21 protein-coding genes are annotated in these 22,013 nt (G+C 66.6%); 17 read left to right on the top strand and 4 right to left on the bottom strand.

Annotated elements, in window-relative coordinates; genetic code table 11:
- Position 1 precedes the first annotated feature (1 nt).
- The 3 genes from rpe to AB0876_RS12365 all read left to right on the top strand — a co-directional run bounded on the left by rpe (position 2) and on the right by AB0876_RS12365 (position 1,986).
- Positions 2 to 679 (top strand): ribulose-phosphate 3-epimerase, encoded by a 678-nt coding sequence (gene rpe / locus AB0876_RS12375; RefSeq protein WP_055113649.1) that lies wholly within the window; start codon positions 2 to 4, stop codon positions 677 to 679.
- Positions 676 to 1,677 carry a bifunctional diaminohydroxyphosphoribosylaminopyrimidine deaminase/5-amino-6-(5-phosphoribosylamino)uracil reductase RibD gene (gene ribD / locus AB0876_RS12370; protein WP_526042097.1) on the top strand — a complete coding sequence of 334 codons (1,002 nt, stop codon included), beginning with the start codon at positions 676 to 678 and terminating at the stop codon, positions 1,675 to 1,677. The genes rpe and ribD overlap by 4 nt, the downstream gene beginning before the upstream one ends.
- 153 nt (positions 1,678 to 1,830) lie before the next feature.
- Positions 1,831 to 1,986 (top strand): hypothetical protein, encoded by a 156-nt coding sequence (locus tag AB0876_RS12365; protein ID WP_526042096.1) that lies wholly within the window; start codon positions 1,831 to 1,833, stop codon positions 1,984 to 1,986.
- A gap of 5 nt (positions 1,987 to 1,991) precedes the next feature.
- Here the strand turns inward: AB0876_RS12365 and AB0876_RS12360 are convergent, their stop codons facing one another.
- Positions 1,992 to 3,674 carry an MFS transporter gene (locus AB0876_RS12360; protein WP_526042095.1) on the bottom strand — a complete coding sequence of 561 codons (1,683 nt, stop codon included), beginning with the start codon at positions 3,672 to 3,674 and terminating at the stop codon, positions 1,992 to 1,994.
- Positions 3,674 to 4,390: an LppX_LprAFG lipoprotein gene (locus tag AB0876_RS12355; protein WP_491839051.1), complete on the bottom strand. Its 717-nt coding sequence runs from the start codon at positions 4,388 to 4,390 to the stop codon at positions 3,674 to 3,676. Before AB0876_RS12355 ends, AB0876_RS12360 begins: the two co-directional genes overlap by 1 nt.
- Before the next feature lie 73 nt (positions 4,391 to 4,463).
- Here AB0876_RS12355 and AB0876_RS12350 point away from each other — a divergent pair, with 73 nt between their 5' ends.
- The 4 genes from AB0876_RS12350 to AB0876_RS12335 all read left to right on the top strand — a co-directional run bounded on the left by AB0876_RS12350 (position 4,464) and on the right by AB0876_RS12335 (position 7,450).
- The gene (locus AB0876_RS12350) at positions 4,464 to 5,063 is read left to right on the top strand and encodes a riboflavin synthase (RefSeq protein ID WP_055113658.1); all 600 of its coding nucleotides are present in this window, start codon (positions 4,464 to 4,466) and stop codon (positions 5,061 to 5,063) included.
- A gap of 97 nt (positions 5,064 to 5,160) precedes the next feature.
- Positions 5,161 to 6,489, top strand: a complete 1,329-nt coding sequence (locus AB0876_RS12345) for a bifunctional 3,4-dihydroxy-2-butanone-4-phosphate synthase/GTP cyclohydrolase II (protein ID WP_003880816.1) — start codon at positions 5,161 to 5,163, stop codon at positions 6,487 to 6,489.
- Positions 6,486 to 6,965: a 6,7-dimethyl-8-ribityllumazine synthase gene (gene ribH, locus AB0876_RS12340; RefSeq protein WP_055113660.1), complete on the top strand. Its 480-nt coding sequence runs from the start codon at positions 6,486 to 6,488 to the stop codon at positions 6,963 to 6,965. Before AB0876_RS12345 ends, ribH begins: the two co-directional genes overlap by 4 nt.
- An 8-nt stretch (positions 6,966 to 6,973) precedes the next feature.
- Complete coding sequence (locus tag AB0876_RS12335) at positions 6,974 to 7,450, top strand: PH domain-containing protein (protein WP_526042094.1); 477 nt, start codon at positions 6,974 to 6,976, stop codon at positions 7,448 to 7,450.
- A 10-nt stretch (positions 7,451 to 7,460) separates the two neighbouring features.
- Here AB0876_RS12335 and AB0876_RS12330 read toward each other — a convergent pair whose 3' ends face one another.
- Positions 7,461 to 9,425, bottom strand: coding sequence for a gamma-glutamyltransferase family protein (locus AB0876_RS12330; protein WP_526042093.1), 1,965 nt, complete (start codon positions 9,423 to 9,425; stop codon positions 7,461 to 7,463).
- A gap of 50 nt (positions 9,426 to 9,475) precedes the next feature.
- On the opposite strand from AB0876_RS12330, the gene uvrC reads away from it, so the two are divergent.
- The 4 genes from uvrC to whiA are packed head-to-tail and all read left to right on the top strand — an operon-like array spanning position 9,476 to position 14,499.
- Positions 9,476 to 11,515 (top strand): excinuclease ABC subunit UvrC, encoded by a 2,040-nt coding sequence (uvrC, locus tag AB0876_RS12325; RefSeq protein WP_526042092.1) that lies wholly within the window; start codon positions 9,476 to 9,478, stop codon positions 11,513 to 11,515.
- A 37-nt stretch (positions 11,516 to 11,552) separates the two neighbouring features.
- Positions 11,553 to 12,467, top strand: a complete 915-nt coding sequence (rapZ, locus tag AB0876_RS12320; RefSeq protein ID WP_526042091.1) for an RNase adapter RapZ — start codon at positions 11,553 to 11,555, stop codon at positions 12,465 to 12,467.
- Positions 12,464 to 13,525, top strand: a complete 1,062-nt coding sequence (yvcK, locus tag AB0876_RS12315) for a uridine diphosphate-N-acetylglucosamine-binding protein YvcK (protein WP_064877987.1) — start codon at positions 12,464 to 12,466, stop codon at positions 13,523 to 13,525. The genes rapZ and yvcK overlap by 4 nt, the downstream gene beginning before the upstream one ends.
- Positions 13,516 to 14,499, top strand: coding sequence for a DNA-binding protein WhiA (whiA, locus tag AB0876_RS12310; RefSeq protein WP_064877985.1), 984 nt, complete (start codon positions 13,516 to 13,518; stop codon positions 14,497 to 14,499). Before yvcK ends, whiA begins: the two co-directional genes overlap by 10 nt.
- Before the next feature lie 82 nt (positions 14,500 to 14,581).
- Here the strand turns inward: whiA and AB0876_RS12305 are convergent, their stop codons facing one another.
- Positions 14,582 to 15,109 (bottom strand): hypothetical protein, encoded by a 528-nt coding sequence (locus AB0876_RS12305; RefSeq protein ID WP_526042090.1) that lies wholly within the window; start codon positions 15,107 to 15,109, stop codon positions 14,582 to 14,584.
- Positions 15,110 to 15,204: 95 nt separating this feature from the next.
- Here AB0876_RS12305 and AB0876_RS12300 point away from each other — a divergent pair, with 95 nt between their 5' ends.
- The 6 genes from AB0876_RS12300 to AB0876_RS12275 all read left to right on the top strand — a co-directional run bounded on the left by AB0876_RS12300 (position 15,205) and on the right by AB0876_RS12275 (position 22,009).
- Entirely contained in the window at positions 15,205 to 15,846 is a 642-nt protein-coding gene (locus AB0876_RS12300; RefSeq protein ID WP_526042089.1) for a TetR/AcrR family transcriptional regulator, read from the top strand.
- 5 nt (positions 15,847 to 15,851) lie between these two features.
- A complete protein-coding gene (locus AB0876_RS12295; RefSeq protein WP_526042088.1) occupies positions 15,852 to 16,760 on the top strand; it encodes a sterol desaturase family protein in 909 nt (302 codons plus the stop codon).
- 130 nt (positions 16,761 to 16,890) lie between these two features.
- Positions 16,891 to 18,666, top strand: coding sequence for an ABC transporter ATP-binding protein (locus tag AB0876_RS12290; RefSeq protein ID WP_491839059.1), 1,776 nt, complete (start codon positions 16,891 to 16,893; stop codon positions 18,664 to 18,666).
- Entirely contained in the window at positions 18,663 to 19,655 is a 993-nt protein-coding gene (locus AB0876_RS12285) for a phospholipase D-like domain-containing protein (protein WP_526042087.1), read from the top strand. Before AB0876_RS12290 ends, AB0876_RS12285 begins: the two co-directional genes overlap by 4 nt.
- A gap of 87 nt (positions 19,656 to 19,742) precedes the next feature.
- On the top strand, positions 19,743 to 20,765 hold the full coding sequence (gene gap / locus AB0876_RS12280) for a type I glyceraldehyde-3-phosphate dehydrogenase (protein WP_526042086.1): 1,023 nt from the start codon (positions 19,743 to 19,745) through the stop codon (positions 20,763 to 20,765).
- A gap of 5 nt (positions 20,766 to 20,770) precedes the next feature.
- Positions 20,771 to 22,009, top strand: coding sequence for a phosphoglycerate kinase (locus AB0876_RS12275; RefSeq protein ID WP_491839061.1), 1,239 nt, complete (start codon positions 20,771 to 20,773; stop codon positions 22,007 to 22,009).
- Positions 22,010 to 22,013: the final 4 nt, after the last annotated feature.

The following is a 22,013-nucleotide window of genomic DNA, read 5'->3' as shown; positions in this document are numbered from 1 at the left end:
CATGGCAGAACCCCTGATCGCCCCGTCCATCCTGTCCGCAGATTTCGCGCGGCTGGCCGATGAGGTAGCCGCGGTAGCCGGGGCCGACTGGTTGCATGTCGATGTCATGGACAACCACTTCGTGCCCAACCTGACGCTGGGCATGCCCGTCGTGGAGTCCTTGCTCAAGGTGACCGATATCCCGATGGACTGCCACCTGATGATCGATCAGCCGGAGCGCTGGGCGCCGCCGTACGCCGAGGCGGGTGCCTACAACGTCACCTTCCACGCCGAAGCGACCGACAACCCGATCGGCGTGGCCCGCGATATCCGCGCCGCCGGCGCGAAGGCCGGCCTTTCGGTGAAACCCGGCACCCCGCTGGAGCCGTATCTGGAGATCCTCAAGGAATTCGACACCCTCCTGGTGATGTCGGTGGAGCCCGGGTTCGGTGGGCAGAAGTTCATCCCGGAGGTGCTCACCAAGGTGAGCACGGTGCGCCGCCTCGTCGATTCCGGCGAGCTGACCATCGTCGTGGAGATCGACGGCGGCATCAACGCCGACACCATCGAGCAGGCGGCCGAGGCCGGTGTGGACTGCTTCGTCGCCGGCTCCGCGGTGTACAGCGCGGCCGATCCGGCCGCCGCGGTGAAATCCCTGCGCCGGCAGGCCGCGAGCGCCTCGAGACACTTGGCGCTATGACGCCCGAGTCCGTGATGCGGCTGGCCATCGAGCAAGCCGAACAGGTCAAGGGCTCGACCTATCCCAATCCGCCGGTCGGCGCGGTGATCCTGGACCGTGACGGCCAGATCTCCGGGGTCGGGGGAACTCAGCCGACCGGCGGCCCGCACGCCGAGGTGGTGGCACTGCAGGCGGCCGGCGACCGGGCCAAGGGCGGCACCGCCGTCGTCACCCTGGAGCCGTGCAACCACCACGGCAGGACCCCGCCGTGCGTGGATGCGCTTCTGGCATCAGGGGTTTCGCACGTCGTCTATGCGGTGTCCGACCCCAATCCCGCCGCGGCGGGTGGGGCGCAACGCCTCGCCGATGCCGGCGTCACCGTCAGCGCCGGACTCCTGGCCGACGAGGTCGAGAAGGGACCGTTGCGTGAGTGGCTGCACAAGCAGCGCACCGGATCACCCCATGTCACATGGAAATTCGCCACCAGCGTGGACGGTCGTAGCGCCGCTGCGGACGGTTCCAGCCAGTGGATCACCAGTGAGGCTGCCCGCGCGGACGTTCATCGCAAGCGGGCGGCGGCGGATGCCATCGTGGTCGGCACCGGGACGGTGTTCGTCGACGATCCGGCGCTGACCGCACGTCGGGCCGACGGCACGCTCACCGATCACCAACCGCTGCGGGTGGTGGTGGGGATGCGGGAGGTGTCGTTGGACGCCAAGGTGCTCAACGACGATTCGCACACGATGCTGATCCGGACGCATGATCCGCACGAGGTGATGCGGTCGCTCGGCGACCGGACCGACGTCTTTCTGGAAGGCGGGCCGACCCTGGCCGGGGCCTTCCTGCGGGCCGGGGTGGTCAACCGGATCGTGGCTTACGTGGCACCGATTCTGCTGGGCGGGCCGATCACCGCGGTCGACGACATCGGGGTGCTGAGCATGGTGCACGCGCAGCGCTGGCGGTTCGATGGCATCACCGCCATCGGTCCGGATGTTCGCCTGAGCCTCGTGCCCAACTGACAGAAGGCACGCAGCCGTTAGCCAGCCTGGGTTAGGGTGACCTAAGTTACGGTCCTGAAATGACGAGCATTGTCGGTCATGATCGGTACACTCGTACCAAAGCGCGTTCGCTGCCGAATGTGCACCGGGTGTACGCGAGCAAAGGACGCACATATGACTGCCCTGCAGGATTGGCTCCCCAGCACATCATGGACTCCCCGCACACTCCGGGCGCTGGTGAGCGCCCCGCTACGCCTCGTGCTGCCCAGTCGGCCGGATGAGGCCGACCGGGCACCACGTTTGCTGCGTCCCGGGGTGGAGCGCTGCTGAACCGATCAGCTGGATCGGTGGCGTCCCGGCGGCTGGTCGGTGTGCTGAACCTCTTGGTCGGCGGACTGAACCGGAAGGGCCTCCGTCGGCAGGAACAGCTGCCCGGTCGACGTGTCATCGCTCGCACCGGCGTCGCCGCTTTCGGGAGGTCCCGCCAACTCGTCGACGTGGACGTTTCGCGCGGCGATCAGCAGGCCGAGCACCGCGCCCACCACACAGACGATCGCGGTGATCCCGAAAATGTCGCCGTACATCGACACATACGCCTCGCGATAGCGGACGGCTTGCGACGCCAGCCGCTCCTGCAACGACATTTGGCTGGTGTTCGCGGCGGCCGCCAAGCTGGCCAGGTGCTGATTGAAGCGGAACAGACCCCAGGCGGACAGTGCCGCCATGCCGATCAGCATGCCGATCATCCGGGCCACCACGACGAATGCCGAGGCGATACCGTGCTGCGCGGCGGGTACCACCCGTAGCGTGGCCGACGTCAGCGGGGCGATCACCAACCCGAGGCCCAGACCCACGATCGCCAGATCGGTGTCGAGCACCGGCAACTGGAACAGGACCAGGTCGTGGGTCTTGTCGAGCACGTCGATCGACCAGTGGGTGATCAGCCAGAAGCCGCCGGCCGCGATCATCAGGCCGACGAAGCTGACGATGCGATCCCCGACGCGGGTGGCGATCCAGCCACCGATCAGCGCGCCGATCGGCAGAGCGATCAGGAATCGCAGCAGCAGGAAGGCCGCGTCGTACTTGTCCTTGCCGAGCACGCCCTGGCCGAACAGTTCTACGTTGACCAGCGTGACCATCAGGGCGGCGCCGGTGCACAGGGAGGCGGCGAGCGCGGCCAGGAACGGCCGGAACTTCACCCCGGCGGGTTCGATCAGCCGGGTGCGGGCCATCTTCTCCCACACGAAGAACGCAACAGCTGCCACCACCGCGCCGATCAGTAGCGGTGGGCCCCACTCGGGCAGCACATGCTTGCCGTCCGGCTCCGGGTTGTACAGACCCACGACAGCCAGGCCCAACGCAATGGCCAGCAGGAGGCCGCCGACGACATCAACCTTTTCGGGGTGGTCGCTGGGCTCCTTGCCCGGCAGGCTGAAGTGGATCATCACCATGGCGATGACGGCCAGCGGCACGTTGATCCAGAACACGGCCTCCCAGTGATGGAACAGCGCGACGGCACCGATGCCGTACAGCGGACCCAGGACGCTGCCGAATTCCTGTGCGGCTCCGACGCCGCCCAGTACGGCAGCGCGGCTGCGCGCCGCCCACAGATCAGCGGCCAGCGCCAGGGTCACGGGTAGCAGGGCACCGCTGGCGATGCCCTGGATGACCCGACCGAAAATCAGCATGTTCAGGCTCTGCAGATCGCCGGACAGCGCGGTGACCACCGAGCCGACCGCGAAGCCGGCCAGACCGACCTGGATCAGCATCTTGCGGCCGAACCGGTCCGAGGCCCGGCCCAGCAGCGGCATGGCCGCGATATAGCCCAGCAGATAGCCGGTGATGATCGGCGTGACCTGCTGGATCTTGTTTATCGCGATCCCGACGTCGGACATGATGTCGGTCATGATCGTGACCACGACATAGGTGTCGAGGGCACCGAGCAGCACGGCGAGGCTGCCCGCGCTGATCGCGATGTGGCGGCTACGGCCGCCACTCACCGCTTGCGCGGCCCGCATCAGGACGCGGGCTTGGCGACGGTGACCTGCTTACCCCAGTCAGTCAGGGTCATGGTGACGCTGTTTCCGGGGGTGGGTTCGAGCTTGGCCTGCAGCAGGGTGTGGTCTCCGTCCTCGGTGATCCAGGCGGTGCCGGGGACCGGGCCGGTGGCCTTGAGCTGCGGGGCGATCTTGTTGACCGCATCGGCGCTGACGTTGCCGGTCACCCGGACGCCCTCGGTGCCGTTGATCGATTCGCGGCCGTCGGCCTTGGCGTCGCTGAAATTCGCCAGCAGGTTGGCCAATCCGGTGTCGGGGTTCAGGATGGCCGAGATGTCGTAGATCTTCTCGGCCGGCCCGTAATTGGACAGCGGGTCGCCCGGGGTCAGCGCGGCATACAGATCGCCACCGGAGACAACAAACTTGGCGTCAGCCAGTTTCTGACCCATGAAGATGAGATCGGCGGTGCCCTGGGCGGCCACCTCGGGGGCATTGGTCAGGTCACCGTCGAGCTTCTCGACGGGAAGACCCTCGATCTTGCCCTGCACGGTCAGCAGGAGGTGGACGCTCTGCTGAGCCTTGGTCGAGGCCGCTGACTCCTGAAGGAGCTGGGCCGCGTCGGGCAGCGGGGCGGTCGACTTCTCCGAGGACGACGACGAGCAACCCGCGACCAGCGCGGTCGCGGCGAAGAGGATTGCTAGTAAGGACTGGACTGCGAAGCGTGGGCGCGTCTGCATTACTGCATCGTAGAGGCTCCCGGCGGTCGGGCGTTTTCTCCAACTCCCGGTTGAGGCGAATACTCTGGTCGGCGTGTTCACCGGAATCGTTGAAGAGCTGGGTGTCCTGGTCGACAAGGCGGAGCTGACGGATGCCGCCCGGTTCACCATCCGCGGCCCCGTGGTCACCGCTGACGCCGGTCACGGCGATTCGATCGCGGTGAACGGGGTCTGCCTGACCGTGGTCGACGTGCTGCCCGACGGAGCATTCACCGCCGACGTCATGGGGGAGACGCTGAACCGGTCGAGCCTGGGCGGGGTCGGTGTCGGCAGCCAGGTGAACCTGGAGCGGGCCGCCGCGGTCAACAGTCGCCTCGGTGGGCACATCGTGCAGGGCCACGTGGACGGTACCGGCACTGTGATTTCTCGCACGCCCTTCGACCACTGGGAAGTCGTGCGCATCGGCCTTCCGGTCACGCTGTCGCGCTACGTGGTCGAGAAGGGTTCGATCACCGTCGACGGCGTCTCGCTGACGGTGTCCGCGGTGGGTGACGACTGGTTCGAGGTGTCGCTGATCCCCACCACGCGTGAGCTCACCACGCTCGGGCAGGCGGCCGTGGGGACGACGGTCAATCTCGAGGTCGACATCATCGCGAAATATGTGGAACGGCTGATGGCCGGTCCCGGTGAGTAAGAGCTGGCAATAACCGCTGGATTTCGGTGGTTCATACTGGAGTCGGCATATGGTCCCGCTTTGGGGACCTGGCATTCGAACAGGCAAGGTGGCGCAGATGACCAGGCTCGATTCCGTCGAGAGGGCGATAGCCGATATCGCGGCGGGCAAAGCCGTGGTGGTGATCGACGACGAGGACCGTGAGAACGAAGGCGACCTCATCTTCGCTGCCGAGAAGGCCACCCCCGAACTCGTTGCGTTCATGGTCCGCTACACCTCCGGTTACCTGTGTGTGCCGCTGGACGGCGAGATCTGCGACCGGCTGGGGCTGCTGCCCATGTACGCGGTCAACCAGGACAAGCACGGCACGGCCTACACCGTCACCGTTGACGCGAAAAAGGATGTGGGAACCGGTATCTCGGCGTCTGACCGGGCCACCACCATGCGTGCCCTCGCCGATCCGGGTTCTGTCATCGACGACTTCACCAAGCCCGGCCATGTGGTTCCGCTGCGGGCCAAGGACGGTGGAGTGCTGCGCCGTCCCGGGCACACCGAGGCTGCCGTGGACCTGGCCCGTCTGGCCGGGCTGCAGCCCGCCGGCGCGATCTGCGAGATCGTCAGCCAGAAGGACGAAGGCGATATGGCGCGCACCGATGAGCTGCGGGTCTTCGCCGACGATCACGACCTGGCCCTGATCTCGATCGCCGACCTGATCGAGTGGCGTCGCAAGCACGAGAAGCACATCGAGCGCATCGCCGAGGCGCGGATCCCCACCCGGCACGGCGAGTTCGTGGCGGTCGGTTACAAGAGCATCTACGAGGATGTCGAGCATGTCGCGCTGGTCCGTGGCGACATTTCCGGACCGGCCAGCGACGGCCACGATGTCCTGGTCCGGGTGCACTCCGAATGCCTGACCGGTGACGTGTTCGGCTCCCGGCGCTGTGACTGCGGCCCGCAGCTCGACGCCGCGATGGCGATGGTGGCGCGCGAAGGACGCGGCGTCGTGCTCTACATGCGCGGCCACGAGGGCCGGGGCATCGGCCTGATGCACAAGCTGCAGGCCTATCAGCTGCAGGACGCCGGTGAGGACACCGTCGACGCGAACCTGAAGCTCGGCCTGCCTGCCGACGCCCGTGACTACGGCATCGGTGCGCAGATCCTGGTCGACCTCGGAATCCGGTCCATGCGACTGCTGACCAACAACCCGGCCAAGCGTGTCGGACTCGACGGCTACGGGCTGCACATCATCGAGCGCGTGCCGCTGCCGGTGCGGGCCAACTCGGAGAACATCCGCTACCTGATGACCAAGCGGGACCGGATGGGTCACGACCTCGTCGGCCTCGAGGATTACGACGAAGCGGTGAGCATGGACGACTACGACGAGGCGGTGTACCTGCTCGGTGACCGCCGGCCGCCCAGCGCGACCGATTCGGGTTCGAGCCTGTGAGCGCCCACGGAGTCCCTGATCTGCCCCAAGTGGACGCTTCGAACGTGAAGCTGGCGATCGTGGCCAGCACCTGGCACACCCAGATCTGCGATGCGCTGCTCGACGGCGCGCGCAAGGTCGCCGCCGACGCCGGTATCGCCGAGCCGACGGTGGTCCGCGTGCTCGGGGCCATCGAAATCCCCGTGGTGGCACAGGCATTGGCCGCCACCCATGACGCGGTGGTGGCGCTCGGCGTCGTGATCCGCGGCCAGACCCCGCATTTCGATTACGTGTGTGATGCGGTGACGCAGGGCTTGACCCGGGTGTCGCTCGATGCGTCCACCCCGGTCGCCAACGGCGTGTTGACCACTGACAACGAGGCGCAGGCCCTGGACCGGGCCGGGCTGCCGGATTCCACCGAGGACAAGGGCGCTCAGGCGGCGGCAGCAGCGCTGTCCACCGCGCTGACGTTGCGCGAGTTGCGCGCCAAGGCATGACCGGACAGATGACTGACAAGAAGACGGAGAAGAAGGCCGGGGACCGCTGGGATCTTGAGATCCGGCCTTACCGGACACCGTATTTCGCCTACGGTGCGGCACTGATCATCTTCCTTGCGCACGTGGCGGTCGGTGTGCTGCTGAAGGTGGGCTCCACCGGAGTGGTCTTCCAGACCTCCGACCAGGTCGCGATCGCCCTGCTCGGCGCGATCATCGGCGGAGTGGTGCTGATGTTCGCGCGGCCTCGGCTGAAGGTCGGGCCGGCGGGCGTGGCCGTGCGGAATCTCGTCAGCTTCAAGGTGTTCCCGTGGTCCGAGGTACTCGGCATCACCTTCCCGGTCGGGGCCCGCTGGGCCCGCCTGGATCTGCCTGACGATGAGTACATCGCGGTGATGGCGATCCAGGCGATCGACAAGGGACGTGCCGTCGCGGCCATGGACGAGGTCCGGGTCCTGATGGACCGGTATCGCTCAGATCTGGGCTGACACCGAGCGGTCAGCCGGCATCGCCGAGCACCACACCTTCGCGGCGTGGGTCGGCCCCACCGATCCAGCCCGGCGACGTGCGTACCAGGGCTGCGAGCCCACTGGACTGATCGGCCAGCGAAACCTGATGCCCCAGTGCGCGCAGGCCCTCGACCAGTTGATCGCGGTCGCCGTTGGCGACGGTGTCGACCAACGGATGCTCACCGCCGACGTTGGTGACGGGCGTGTTGGCCGCGCCGAAATCGATCATCGATACCGCCTGCTGCGGATCCAGGTTCCAATCCATGATGCCGACAAGGGTTTTCACCACGAATTGGATGATCACCGAACCGCCGGGTGAACCCAGGACCGCATACAGCGGACCCCGTTGTGGCCCGGCCTTGTCGAATACCAGGGTGGGGGCCATGGTGCTGCGTGGGCGCTTGCCGGGCTGGACCCGGTTGGGTATCGGCGTACCTTCGACGCTGGTCGGCTCGGCCGAGAAGTCGGTGAGCTGGTTGTTGAGCAGGAAGCCGTCGACCATGTGGAACGACCCGAACGCCGACTCGATGGTAGTGGTCAGCGACGCCGCATTGCCGAAGCTGTCGATGATGCTGATCTGGCTGGTGCCGTGTTCGGGCGCGGGCGGGATGGTCATCGGTGGTGCGAAGTTGCCGGGTGCGGCTACGCCCATCGTGTGTCCTCGGGAGATCAGTGCGGCCCGGCCGGTGAGGTAGGCGCCGTCGAGCAGGGTTTCGGGTGATCCACCGGGCAGCGGGACGAAATCGGTGTCGGCGACGTACCGGTCGCGATCGGCGTAGGCGAGACGCTCGGCCTCGGTGATCAGGTGTACCCCGGTCACCGACGGATGACCGCCGTTGAGGTCGACGCGGGCCGGCTTGTAATCGCTCATCGGGAAGTGCTCGAGCATGCCGAGGGTCGCCGCTACCGCGATACCGCCCGAGGACGGGGGTGGCATCCCGCAGACCTCACGGCCACGGTAGGTGGTGCACACCGGGTCACGCTGCTTGACCGCGTATCCGGCGAGATCCTGCTCGGTGAGGGCACTGGGCGTGCGCCCGCCGCTGGTGTCGGCGGCGGAGGCCACGACGGCGCGGGCGAGGTCACCGGTATAGAAGGCCTTGGCCCCCTCGGATGCGATGGCGCCCAAGGTTTTCGCGTAAGCCGGGTTGGTCATGCGGGTGCCCACGGGTTTGGGGCTGCCGTCGGGGTTGAGGAAGTAGCCGGCGGCGGCGGGGTCGAGCCGAAGTTGTGCGTCGGCCGCCTCGATCGCGGCAGCCAGGCGCGGGCTGACGTCGAATCCCCGATCGGCCATCGACACCGCCGGGTCGAAGAGATCGCGCCAGGCCTTCTTGCCGAACTGGCGGTGGACGTTGTCGAGCAGTCGCACGATGCCGGGCACCCCGATCGAGCGGCCCGACGCCCTGGCGTCGGGTTTGGGGACGGTCCGGTCGGTGTCCGACACCCAGCGCAGGTAGTTCTCGGTCGCCGCTGCCGGCGCGGTCTCACGCCCGTCGTAGGCGCGCACTGCGTTGCCCGCGGCGTCGTAGTACAGCAGGAAGCCACCGCCGCCGATCCCGGAGGACTGCGGTTCGACCAGGCCGAGCACGGCCTGCGCGGTCACCAGGGCGTCGGCCGCGGTGCCGCCGTCGCGGAGCACCTTGCAGGCGGCTTCGGTGGCCAGGGGATTGGCGGTGGCCACCGCGTAGGTGGAGGTGTGGACGGCCGTCATGTCACTGCGGTATCCGGTGCCGATCTCGGGGTTGGTCGCCAGGTCCGGTGTCGGTGGTGCCGGCGGTGTGGCCGGTGTCGGCGCTGCCGGGGCCTTGGGCTCCGGGGTGCCGTTCGACAGGATCTGGCACGGCCCGGCATCGGTCCTGGCCGGGCGCCGATCGCCGTCGGCGCATCCGGCAAGGATCACAGCGACGACACTGAGCAGCGTGATGACCGAACGGGTGGACGCCAGCAACCGCACAGTTCGACGGTAGCGGAGTTCGGTCGGATCGCGGCAGTAACCTGGAAACCGTGCCCGATCCAGCGACGTACCGGCCGGCGCCCGGATCGATCCCCGTGGAGCCTGGCGTGTACCGGTTCCGGGACCCGCATGGTCGGGTCATCTATGTCGGTAAGGCCAAGAGCCTGCGCAGCCGCCTGACGTCCTATTTCGCCGACGTGGCGAGCCTTGCGCCGCGCACCCGGCAGATGGTGATGACGGCGGGCAGTGTCGAGTGGACTGTGGTGACCACCGAGGTCGAGGCGCTGCAGCTGGAGTACAACTGGATCAAGGAGTTCGATCCACGCTTCAACATCCGCTACCGCGACGACAAGACGTACCCGGTGCTGGCGGTGACGCTCAACGAGGAGTACCCGCGACTGATGGTGTACCGCGGGCCACGGCGCAAGGGTGTGCGGTACTTCGGCCCGTATTCGCACGCCTGGGCCATCCGCGAGACACTCGATCTGCTGACCCGCGTTTTCCCGGCCAGGACCTGCTCGGCGGGAGTGTTCAAGCGGCACAGGCAGATCGACCGTCCGTGTCTGCTCGGCTACATCGACAAGTGCTCGGCGCCGTGCGTCGGTCGGGTCAGTGCCGAGGAGCACCGACGGATCGTGCTGGATTTCTGCGACTTCCTGGCAGGCAAGACCGATCGGCTGGCCCGCGACATGGAACAGCAGATGCTGGCCGCCGCCGAGGATTTGGATTTCGAGCGGGCCGCCAGGCTGCGGGACGACATCGCGGCGCTCAAGCGTGCGCTGGAGAAGCAGGCCGTGGTGCTGGGTGACGGCACCGATGCCGACGTGGTGGCGTTCGCCGACGACGATCTTGAGGCAGCCGTGCAGGTGTTCCACGTACGCGGGGGCCGGGTGCGCGGCCAGCGCGGCTGGATCGTCGAGAAGTCTTCGGAGCCGGAGGCGGTCCGTGATTCGGATCCAGAGCAGTCCGGGCAACAACAATTGGTAGAGCAGTTCCTCACCCAGTTCTACGGCGAGCAGGCCGAACTGGGTGGTGCGGCCGACGAGGCCACCAACCCGGTGCCCCGTGAGGTCCTGGTGCCGGTGCTGCCGCCGAATGCCGACGAACTGGCGGCATGGTTGTCGGGCCTTCGTGGTTCGCGGGTGAGCCTGCGGGTACCGGTGCGCGGTGACAAGCGCACCCTGGCCGAGACTGTCCAACGCAACGCGCGTGAGGCACTGGCCCAGCACAAGCTCAAGCGCGCAGGCGATTTCAACGCGAGATCGGAAGCGCTGCAGAGCATTCAGGATTCCCTCGGGCTGGCCGATGCGCCGCTGCGGATCGAATGCGTGGATATCAGCCACGTGCAGGGCACCGACGTGGTCGCCTCGCTGGTGGTATTCGAGGATGGGCTGCCGCGCAAGTCGGACTACCGGCATTACGCGATCCGTGAGGCCGCCGGCGACGGCCGCTCGGACGATGTGGCTTCGATCGCCGAGGTGACGCGACGTCGTTTCCTGCGGCACGTGAGCGATTCACAGCCGGAGGCAGGTGCCGACCAGCGTCCGCGCCGGTTCGCCTATCCACCCAATCTGTTCGTGGTGGACGGCGGTGCCCCTCAGGTCAACGCGGCGGCCGCGGTGCTCGACGAACTGGGGGTCACCGACGTCGCGGTGATCGGGCTGGCCAAGCGGTTGGAGGAAGTGTGGGTGCCTTCAGAAGACGGATCCGCGCCTGAACCGATAATTCTCCCGCGGAACAGCGAGGGGCTGTATCTGTTGCAGCGCGTGCGCGACGAGGCACACCGGTTCGCGATCAGTTACCACCGCAGCAAGCGGTCGAAGCGGATGACCGCCTCGGCGCTCGACTCGGTGCGTGGCTTGGGCGAACAGCGTCGCAAGGCGTTGGTGACGCATTTCGGCTCCGTGGCGCGGCTCAAGGAGGCCACGGTCGACGAGATCACCGCGGTGCCGGGGATCGGGGTGGCGACGGCGAAGGCTGTCCTGGCTGCGCTCGGCGGCGGGCCGCCAAGTGAAGACGGCGGCGGACTGGGCGATTCAGGGGCGCCCGCAACGCTTATCGAGGATGATCGACGCAGGGTGTCGGGATGACGGGTAACGGGGACATGACTAGCCAGGCGGATCGCGCATGAACGAACATCTGCGCGAGGGCAGCATCATCGGTGGTGCGGACGCAGATTCGGGGATCGACGTGGTCCTGGTCACCGGTCTGTCGGGAGCCGGCCGCGGTACCGCGGCCAAGGTGTTGGAGGACCTCGGCTGGTATGTCGCGGACAATCTGCCACCGGAGCTGATCGCCCGCATGGTCGAGTTGGGGTTGGCCGCCGGGTCGCGGATCACCCAGCTGGCCGTGGTGATGGATGTGCGGTCACGGGGCTTCACCGGTGATCTGGATTGGGTGCGCAACGAATTGGCCGCACGGAGTATCACCCCGAGGGTGCTGTTCCTGGAGGCGTCCGACGACATTCTGGTGCGCCGCTACGAGCAGAACCGCCGCAGTCACCCGCTGCAGGGCACACAGACCCTGGCCGAGGGGATCGCTGCCGAGCGGGCGTTGCTGGCTCCCGTGCGTGCGGCGGCTGACCTGGTGATCGATACATCTGCGCTCCCGGTGCCGGCGTTACGTGAGAGCATCGAGCGGGCGTTCGGCGGTGAGACCGTCGCCTACACGAATGTCACTGTGGAGTCGTTCGGGTACAAGTACGGCCTGCCGATGGACGCGGACACCGTGATGGACGTGCGGTTCCTGCCGAACCCGCACTGGGTGGACGAATTGCGGCCGCACAGCGGCCAGCATCCGGATGTGCGTGACTACGTACTGGGTCAACCAGGCGCCAGGGAATTTCTCGACACCTACCATCGTCTGTTGGACGTGGTGATCGCCGGTTACCGCCGGGAGGGGAAGCGTTATATGACCGTCGCCATCGGGTGTACCGGCGGCAAACATCGGAGCGTGGCGATCGCCGAGGCGCTGGCGGAGCGGTTGCAGGGCGGTGACGGGCTCACCGTTCACGTGCTGCATCGGGATCTGGGTCGCGAATGACCCCGCGGATCGTGGCCCTCGGTGGAGGGCATGGGTTGTACGCCACCCTGTCGGCGGCTCGGCGGCTCAGCCCACACGTGACGGCCGTGGTGACGGTTGCCGACGACGGCGGTTCATCGGGACGGCTCCGCAGCGAACTCGACGTGGTGCCCCCCGGTGACTTGCGAATGGCGTTGGCGGCCTTGGCTTCTGACAGCCCGCACGGTCGATTGTGGGCGACGATCATTCAGCACCGGTTCGGTGGCAGCGGCGCGCTGGCCGGCCATCCGATCGGCAATCTGATATTGGCGGGCCTCAGCGAGGTGCTGGCTGACCCGGTCGCGGCACTCGACGAGCTCGGCCGCATTCTGGGGGTGAAGGGCCGGGTGCTGCCGATGTGCCCCATCGCCCTGCAGATCGAGGCCGATGTGGCGGGTCTGGAGTCCGATCCTCGGATGAGCCGGGTGATCCGCGGCCAGGTGGCGATCGCCACCACGGTGGGCAAGGTGCGTCGGGTGCGGTTGCTGCCCGGGGATCCGCCGGCCACCCGGCAGGCGGTGGAGGCCATCATGAGTGCCGACCTTGTGGTGCTCGGGCCAGGCTCGTGGTTCACCAGTGTGATCCCGCACGTCTTGGTGCCGCAGTTGGCGGCGGCGTTGCGGGCGACGACGGCGCGGCGCGCGCTCGTGTTGAATCTGGCTGCAGAGCCGGGCGAAACGGCGGGGTTCTCGGCCGAGCGTCACATCCACGTTCTGGCCCAGCATGCTCCGGACTTCAGCGTGCATGACATCATCGTCGATGCCAGCCGAGTGCCGAGCGACCGGGAACGGGAGCAACTCAGCCGCACAGCCAACATCCTCAATGCCCGCGTTGAGTTTGCTGACGTGTCCCGACCTGGTACACCTTTACATGACCCGGCGAAGTTGGCCGCGGTGCTGGAGGGGGTCCGGTTGCGCGCGACGGGGCCGGGCCGGGCAGTGCAGGAGTCCACCGTTCCCACGCCCGCTGCGAGGTCGGTCGACGTGGCGCACCAGGAGCCGGCGCCGAATACACCGAGAGGGGACGATCCGTGGCGATGACAGCCGAAGTGAAGGACGAGCTGAGCCGCCTGGTAGTGAACTCGGTGAGCGCTCGCCGCGCGGAGGTGGCGTCGTTGTTGCGTTTTGCCGGTGGCCTCCACATCGTGGCCGGCCGGGTGGTGGTGGAAGCCGAGGTGGATCTCGGGATCATCGCGCGACGCCTGCGCAAGGACATCTACGACCTCTACGGGTACAACGCGGTGGTTCACGTGCTGTCGGCCAGTGGTATCCGCAAGAACACCCGCTATGTGGTGCGGGTGGCCGCCGACGGCGAAGCGTTGGCGCGGCAGACCGGATTGCTCGACCTCCGTGGACGCCCGGTCCGTGGCCTGCCCGCGCAGGTGGTCGGCGGCAGCGTCGGTGACGCCGAGGCCGCGTGGCGCGGGGCATTCCTCGCTCACGGATCGTTGACCGAGCCCGGTCGCTCGTCCGCGCTCGAAGTCAGTTGCCCCGGCCCGGAAGCAGCCCTGGCCCTCGTCGGGGCGGCCAGGCGGCTCGGGGTCAGTGCCAAGGCCCGCGAGGTGCGCGGCGCTGACCGGGTGGTCGTCCGCGACGGCGAGGCGATCGGCGCCTTGCTGACCCGGATGGGTGCCCAGGACACGCGGTTGACGTGGGAGGAACGGCGCATGCGCCGCGAGGTCCGGGCCACTGCCAATCGCCTGGCCAATTTCGACGATGCGAACCTGCGCCGGTCGGCGCGTGCCGCGGTGGCGGCGGCGGCCCGGGTGGAGCGGGCGTTGGACATCCTCGGCGACGGGGTGCCCGATCACCTCGCTGCGGCGGGCAAGTTGCGGGTCGAGCACCGGCAGGCATCGCTGGAGGAGTTGGGCCGGCTCGCCGATCCGCCGATGACCAAAGATGCTGTGGCCGGCCGTATCCGGCGCCTGCTCTCGATGGCCGACCGCAAGGCGAAGCAGGAAGGGTTGCCCGACACCGAGTCGGCGGTGACTCCGGACCTTCTCGACGACGCCTGAACGTCGTAACGCGTACCACCACCGAAAAACACTGCTGGCGACGCCTTTTGGCTGAGTCGACGCCACGTTGCGGGAATCCGGCTCAGTTGTGCAGTGGGTGGCTACGGTATTCGGGCTCGGGTGTGCCGAATTCGATGGCGTTGTCGTCGAGGCCGTTGGTGATGGTGATCCGGTCGTGGGCGAAGCCGAAGCTGACCGCGACCATATCGCCGGCGAGGTCGGTTTCGCTGCCGCTCCACACGAGAAGTTCGACGGTGTGGAGCTGTTGTCCGTGAAAGGCGGCAAGCCGCACGCATGCGTCGTCTCGCCATATCAGGGAGATGTCCTTCGGATCCTCACCGTAGGCGATCGGCTCACCGGGGTCGATGCTGTTCCAGGTGACGGACAGATCGTCGATTTTCTGGTGAGTGAGCTCTAACTGCTCGCCCTCGAAGTCCAGCAGGACGGGGCAGTCGGCGAGCCACTCATCGTTGGTGCGGTTCCAGACCAGCCAGCTGCGGGTGAGGCGGCAGCCGACCAGTGCGTGCAAACGAGGCCCGTGGGCGCGAGCAACTGTGTGGCGGCCGACGAGCCACTGCGGCTGATACCCCGGGATCCCGAAGAAGGACACTCGCCGATTATCCCGATCGACCGCTGACCGGCCCATGGAATATTTCGGATAGCGAGCACTATCCGAAAACTCGGATAACGACTATTATCTGAAATATGGTCGATGATCGAAACGGTGATGAGGCGACGCCGGTGCGGCGGACGCGGGCAGAGAACCAGGCCCGGACCCGGGCGGCGCTCTTGGACGCGGCCGCCCAGACCTGTGCCCGCAAGGGCTACGCCGCGGCGTCGGTGGACGAGATCGCCGCGGTGGCGGGATATTCGGTCGGCGCGGTGTATTCGAACTTCTCCAGCAAGGAGCAGCTGTTCTCCGAGCTGATGAATGAACGTGCCTCCGGTCGGCTCGACCAGGTGGCGCAGACCATCTCCGAGAACGCCGACGGACCGCTGGTCGCGCTGGGACGGATGCTCGTCGAGATCGCCGACAACGACATCGAGTTCGAGGCGATCCAGGCCGAATTCTGGTTGCACGCGGTGCGCAATCCCGACGGCATGCAGATCTTGCAGGGCCGGTCCGCCCGCACGCTGGCCTCACTGCGCGAGATCCTGGCCGAGGCGCTCGAGCGCAACAACGTCGACGACAGCGTCTCGTTGGACGGATTCACCGTGGTGGTGCTCGCGCTGTTCCAGGGGCTGATCCGGCAGCGGCGCATCGATCCGACGAGGGTGCCCGAGGAACTGTTCGGCCAGGCGCTGTCCTGGCAGTTGTCCGGTATGCCCAAGAAAGCCAAGGGGTAGTCGCGATGGATCCGTTGCGCATCGGGCTCTACGCCATGCCCGCGTTCTTCGTCCTGATGGCGGTCGAGTTCCTCAGCTACCACTTCGACAGAGACTCCGCCCGGCCCCGTGCCGGCATCTCCTGGCGGGATACCGGCACAAACCTCTCGATCTATGCGCTGGGTTTCATCCTGCGGCCGTTGGACAAGTTCATCGCGGTACCGATGGTGGCGATCGCCGCCGCCGTGACACCGCTGCACCTCTCGGCTTCGCACTGGTGGGTCTGGGTGCTGGCCATCGTGCTGGCCGACCTGGCCTACTACCTGCAACACCGGATGTCGCACCGCATCCGGATGTTCTGGGCTGCCCACAACGTGCACCACTCGAGCCAGTACTTCAACCTGTCCACGGCCACGCGGTTGTCCTGGCTGATCCCCGGGTCATTTCTGTCCACGATCGGTTATGCGGGGCTGGCCCTCATCGGGATCCCGGCCTGGCTGGTGTTCCTGTCGCAGGCGATCGTTCTGCTCTACCAGTTCCCGATCCATACCGAGCGCATCGACCGGTTGCCCCGCGCGATCGAGTATGTGTTCAACACGCCGTCGCACCACCGCGTGCATCACGGCGCGAACAACCCCTACCTCGACAAGAACTACGCGGGCATCTTCATCCTGTGGGACCGGATGTTCGGCACCTTCGTCGCTGAAGGTGAGCCCGTCCGGTATGGCCTCACCAAGAACATCGACACCCACAATCCGATCAAGGTGAACTACCACGAGTTCGTGGGCATGGTCGGCGACGTGTGGCGGGCGCGGACTTGGCGTGGCCGTCTCGGCTACCTGTTCGGTCCGCCCGGATGGAGCGAAAATGCCGCTACCGCAACGACTGTCGAGCGCAACGCACAGAAGCTGACGGTTCAGGCCGCGGCAAGCTAGGGGAATCAGCCCGCGTAGTTGCCGACACCCGCCGGGATGTCGCGATTGCGTCGCGCCGACGTCACCATGGCGTTGTAGTGTGTGGCGACAAACTTCGACGTCAACACCAACAATCGAGGCGGCGCTCCCGATGCGACTGATTCTTGAGCTGATCCGCCCCTACCGGTTGCTGATCGCCGGAATCTTTGCCGTGCTGCTGGTGCAGATCGCCACCGGCCTTGCCGCGCCGTGGCCACTCAAGGTCGTGCTGGACAGCGTGGTCGGTCACCACCCGCTGCCCGGGTGGCTGCACGGACTGCTGCAGCCACTGCTGGGCGGCGAAACCAAGATGCACATCGCCGGTCTCGCGGCGATCATGGTCCTGGTCATCGCCGTCGTGGCAGCGATCGCGTCGTACATCTCCAACTACCTGACCGAAACCGTCGGCCAGCGCATCGGCAACGACCTGCGCACCCGCGCCTACCACCACTTGCAGCAGTTGTCGCTCAACTACTTCGACACCCACCGCGTCGGCCCCATCTTGAGCACGCTCACCGACGACGTCGACACCATCCAGAGCTTCGCGTCGTCCTCGACCCTGGGCATCGCAACCGACCTGCTGACCATCGTGGGGATGTTGGCCATGATGCTGTGGCTGCAGTGGGATTTCACGCTCATCGCGCTCGCCGTGGCGCCCCTCCTCCTGTTGTTCGTGTCCCGGATCCGGAAGGCCGTGAAGGCAGCGACCCATGAGGTGCGCAGACGGGAATCCGACATCGTCGCGGTCGCGGAGGAGGGCCTGCAGTCCATCCGGGTCGTCAAGGCGTTCGATCGCGAGGACATGCAGGAGCGTGAGCTGGCGACCGCCGGCCAGCAGGCCGTCGATGCGGCTCTCAATGCGCGGCGCGTGAAATCGGTGGTGTCGCCCATCGTCGGCGTCGTGGTGGCCGCCTGTACCGCGGTGGTGCTGTGGCGCGGGTCGGCGCTCATCCTCGCGGGTGCGATGACGGCGGGCACGTTGACCGTCTTCATCTCTTATCTGGCCTCGTTCTTCAAGCCGGTGCAGGATCTGGCCAAGCTCACCAACACCATCGCCATGGCCTCGGTCGGGGTGGACCGCGTCAACGCCCTGCTCACCGCGGAGACATCGGTCGAGGAAAAACCGGACGCCATCGACACCGAGCGCATCAAGGGTGCGATCAGTTTCGAGCGCGTGGCGTTCAGCTACGACAGCGAGACACCCGTGCTGCGCGACGTCACCTTCGAGGTGAAACCGGGCCAACTGGTCGGCGTCGTCGGACACACCGGAAGCGGAAAATCCAGCCTGGTCAGCCTGATTCCGCGGTTCTACGACCCGAGCATGGGTACCGTCCGCGTCGACGGAATCGACCTGCGCGATTACAAACTTCACGAACTCCGCCGGCAGATCGCCTACGTATTGCAGGACACGGTCCTGTTCCGGGGCACCATCCGCGACAACATCGCGTTCGGCCGGCCCGACGCCGACCACGACGAGATCGTCGAAATGGCCAAACTGGCCAACGCCCACGAGTTCATCTCCGAGATGCCGCAGGGCTACGACAGCCCGGTGGGGGAGCGTGGCCTCACCCTCTCCGGCGGTCAGCGTCAGCGCATCGGCATCGCCCGTGCGCTCATCCGGGACAGCCCGATCCTCATCCTCGACGAACCGACCGCAGCGCTGGACGCCGAGTCCGAGCGTCTCGTGATGTCCGCGCTGCAGCGGTTGATGAAGGACCGCACGGTGATCACGATTGCCCACCGGCTCAGCACAATTCGTGACGCGGACACGATCGTCGTGCTCGAGGAGGGGCGCGTCGTCGAGCAGGGCACGCACACCGAACTACTCACCGCCGGCGGCAGATATGCCGAACTGCACCGCATCCAATACGAGGACGAGACAACGTGACGCGTTCGCTGATCATCCTGCCCGACGACTCCGCAAAGCCGGTGATCGATGCGATCGGGGAGTCGACCCGGTCGGTGCGCATCAAGATGTTCGCCTTCAGCCACCGGCCGCTGTTGGAGGCGGTGGTGGCGGCCCACCGGCGCGGTGTCGACGTCAAGGTCATGCTCAACCCCGAGCGGCGCGACGGCGAGACCGACAACGACGTCGCCCGGGAGACGTTGCAGCGGTTCGGTATCGCGGTCCGTGAGAGCAACCCGGCCTTCGACCTGACGCACGAGAAGTCCATGGTCGTCGACGATGAGCGCGCATTCGTCGAGTCGCTGAACTGGACCGAGGAGAACTTCACCCTGACGCGGGACTACGCCGTCGTCACCCCCAGCGCCTACGAAGTCGCCGAGATCATCGACTGCTTCGAGGCCGACTGGGCGCGTGAGGACTTCGATCCCGGCGGTGGAGCACACCTGATCTGGTGCCCGACCAACGGTAGGCATCGCATCGCCGAGTTCATCGACACCGCCAAGCACACGTTGTTCGTCCAGAACGAGCGGTATCAGGACCCGGTGATCATCGAACGGTTGGTGCGGGCGGCGCACCGGGGGGTGAAGGTTCACGTCATGGCCCGCGCGGCCCACCATCTCAAGTCGGGCAAGCTGCTCGAAGGCGTCAGTGGAATGCGCATCCTCGACGACGTCGGCATCAAGATCCACCGCCTCAAGCACATGAAGCTGCACGCGAAGATGATCCTCGCCGATCACGAGCGGGCGATCGTCGGCTCGATCAACTTCTCCCCGGGCAGCTTCGACCACCGCCGCGAATTGGCCATCGAAGTGACCGACCATCACATCATCAAGCGCCTCAACGAGGTGGCCCATCACGACTGGAAACACTCCGAGCCGATGGACCTGTCAGACGACGGACTGATCGCCGATCTGGTGGGTCAGGATCCGCACGAAGTCGACCAACTAGCCCTACGGGACCGCGAAATCTGATGCACTGGCCGGACCGCGCGGCACGGCGTTTACGCCACTAGGCTGGCGGCGGGCAGTTCAGTTAACGGCAACTGTAGGGAGAATCACGTGACCATCCGGGTAGGTGTTAACGGCTTCGGCCGCATCGGACGCAACTTCTACCGGGCCCTGGCAACGCAGCAGGCCGAGGGCAAGAACACTGACATCGAGATCGTGGCGGTCAACGACCTCACCGACAACGCCACCCTGGCTCACCTGCTGAAGTTCGATTCCATCCTGGGCCGTCTGCCGCAGGACGTCAGCCTCGAGGGTGAAGACACCATCGTCATCGGCGACAAGAAGATCAAGGCCCTCGAAGTAAAGGAAGGTCCGGCAGCCCTGCCGTGGGGCGACCTCGGAGTCGACGTGGTCGTCGAGTCGACCGGCATCTTCACCAAGCGCGAAAAGGCCCAGGGTCACCTGGACGCGGGCGCCAAGAAGGTCATCATCTCCGCGCCCGCTTCGGGTGAGGACATCACGATCGTGCTCGGCGTGAACGACGACAAGTACGACGGCAGCCAGAACATCATCTCCAACGCCTCCTGCACCACCAACTGCCTCGGCCCGCTGGCCAAGGTCCTCAACGACGAGTTCGGCATCGTCAAGGGCCTGATGACCACCATCCACGCTTACACCCAGGACCAGAACCTGCAGGACGGCCCGCACAAGGATCTGCGCCGCGCCCGCGCTGCCGCGCTGAACATCGTCCCGACCTCCACCGGAGCCGCCAAGGCCATCGGCCTGGTGCTGCCTGAGCTCAAGGGCAAGCTCGACGGCTACGCTCTGCGCGTGCCGATTCCCACGGGTTCGGTCACCGACCTGACCGCCGAGCTTGCCAAGTCGGCGTCCGCCGAGGAGATCAACGCCGCGATGAAGGCCGCAGCCGAGGGACCGATGAAGGGAATCATGAAGTACTACGACGCGCCTATCGTGTCGAGCGACATCGTCACCGACCCGCACAGTTCGATCTTCGACTCGGGTCTGACCAAGGTCATCGACAACCAGGCCAAGGTCGTTTCCTGGTATGACAACGAGTGGGGATATTCCAACCGCCTCGCCGATCTTGTTGAACTCGTAGGGAAGTCGCTCTAATACCAATGACTGTCAAGACACTCGCCGACCTGTTGGCCGATGGCGTGGAGGGGCGGGGCGTGCTGGTCCGCTCCGACCTCAACGTCCCCCTCGAGTACCAAGACGGAAACATCGCTCGAATTTCTGATCCCGGCCGCATCATCGCCTCGGTGCCGACGCTGTCCGCACTGGCCGAGGCTGGGGCCAAGGTCGTCGTCACCGCGCACCTGGGCCGCCCGAAGGGTGGTCCGGACCCGAAGTTCTCGCTGGCTCCCGTCGCTGCGGCACTGGGGGAGAAGCTCGGGCGCCACGTGCAGCTGGCCGGCGACGTAGTCGGCACCGACGCGCTGGCCCGGGCCGAAGGCCTGACCGACGGTGACGTCCTGCTGCTGGAGAACATCCGCTTCGATCCGCGGGAGACCAGCAAGGACGATGCCGAGCGGTTGGCGCTGGCCAAGGCGCTGGCCGCCCTGGTCGAGGGTGCCGACGGCTCACCGGGTGCCTTCGTCTCCGACGGCTTCGGTGTGGTGCACCGCAAGCAGGCCTCGGTCTACGACATCGCCACCTTGCTGCCGCACTACGCCGGCACGCTGGTCGACGCCGAGGTCAAGGTGCTCGAGCAGCTCACCAGCTCCACCGAGCGTCCGTATGCCGTCGTACTCGGTGGCTCCAAGGTCTCGGACAAACTCGCGGTCATCGAGAACCTCGCGACCAAGGCCGACAGCATCATCATCGGCGGCGGCATGTGCTTCACCTTCCTTGCCTCCCAAGGGGTTTCGGTAGGAACGTCACTGCTGCAGGAGGAGATGATCGACACCTGCAAGCGGCTGCTCGACACCTACGCCGACGTGATCCATCTCCCGGTGGACATCGTGGTTGCCGACAAGTTCGCCGCCGACGCCGAATCGGAGACCGTGGCCTCCGACCGCATCCCCGAAGGCAGGATGGGCCTCGACATCGGTCCTGAGTCGGTCAAGCGGTTCACCGCACTGCTGTCCAACGCCAAGACCGTGTTCTGGAACGGCCCCATGGGCGTGTTCGAGTTCCCGGCCTTCGCCGAAGGCACCCGGGGGGTGGCCGAGGCGATCATCGGCGCCACCGAGAAGGGGGCGTTCAGCGTCGTCGGCGGTGGTGACTCGGCGGCTGCGGTGCGTCAGCTCGGCCTGCCCGAGGACGGTTTCTCCCACATCTCGACCGGTGGCGGTGCGTCGCTGGAATACCTTGAGGGCAAGACCCTGCCCGGCATCGAAGTACTGGAGTCGTAGAAAC

Origin of the sequence: Mycobacterium sp. NPDC049093, assembly GCF_040704635.1 — a bacterium.
In the GTDB taxonomy this organism is placed as follows: domain Bacteria; phylum Actinomycetota; class Actinomycetes; order Mycobacteriales; family Mycobacteriaceae; genus Mycobacterium.
This window is presented reverse-complemented; position numbering and strand designations above follow the sequence as displayed.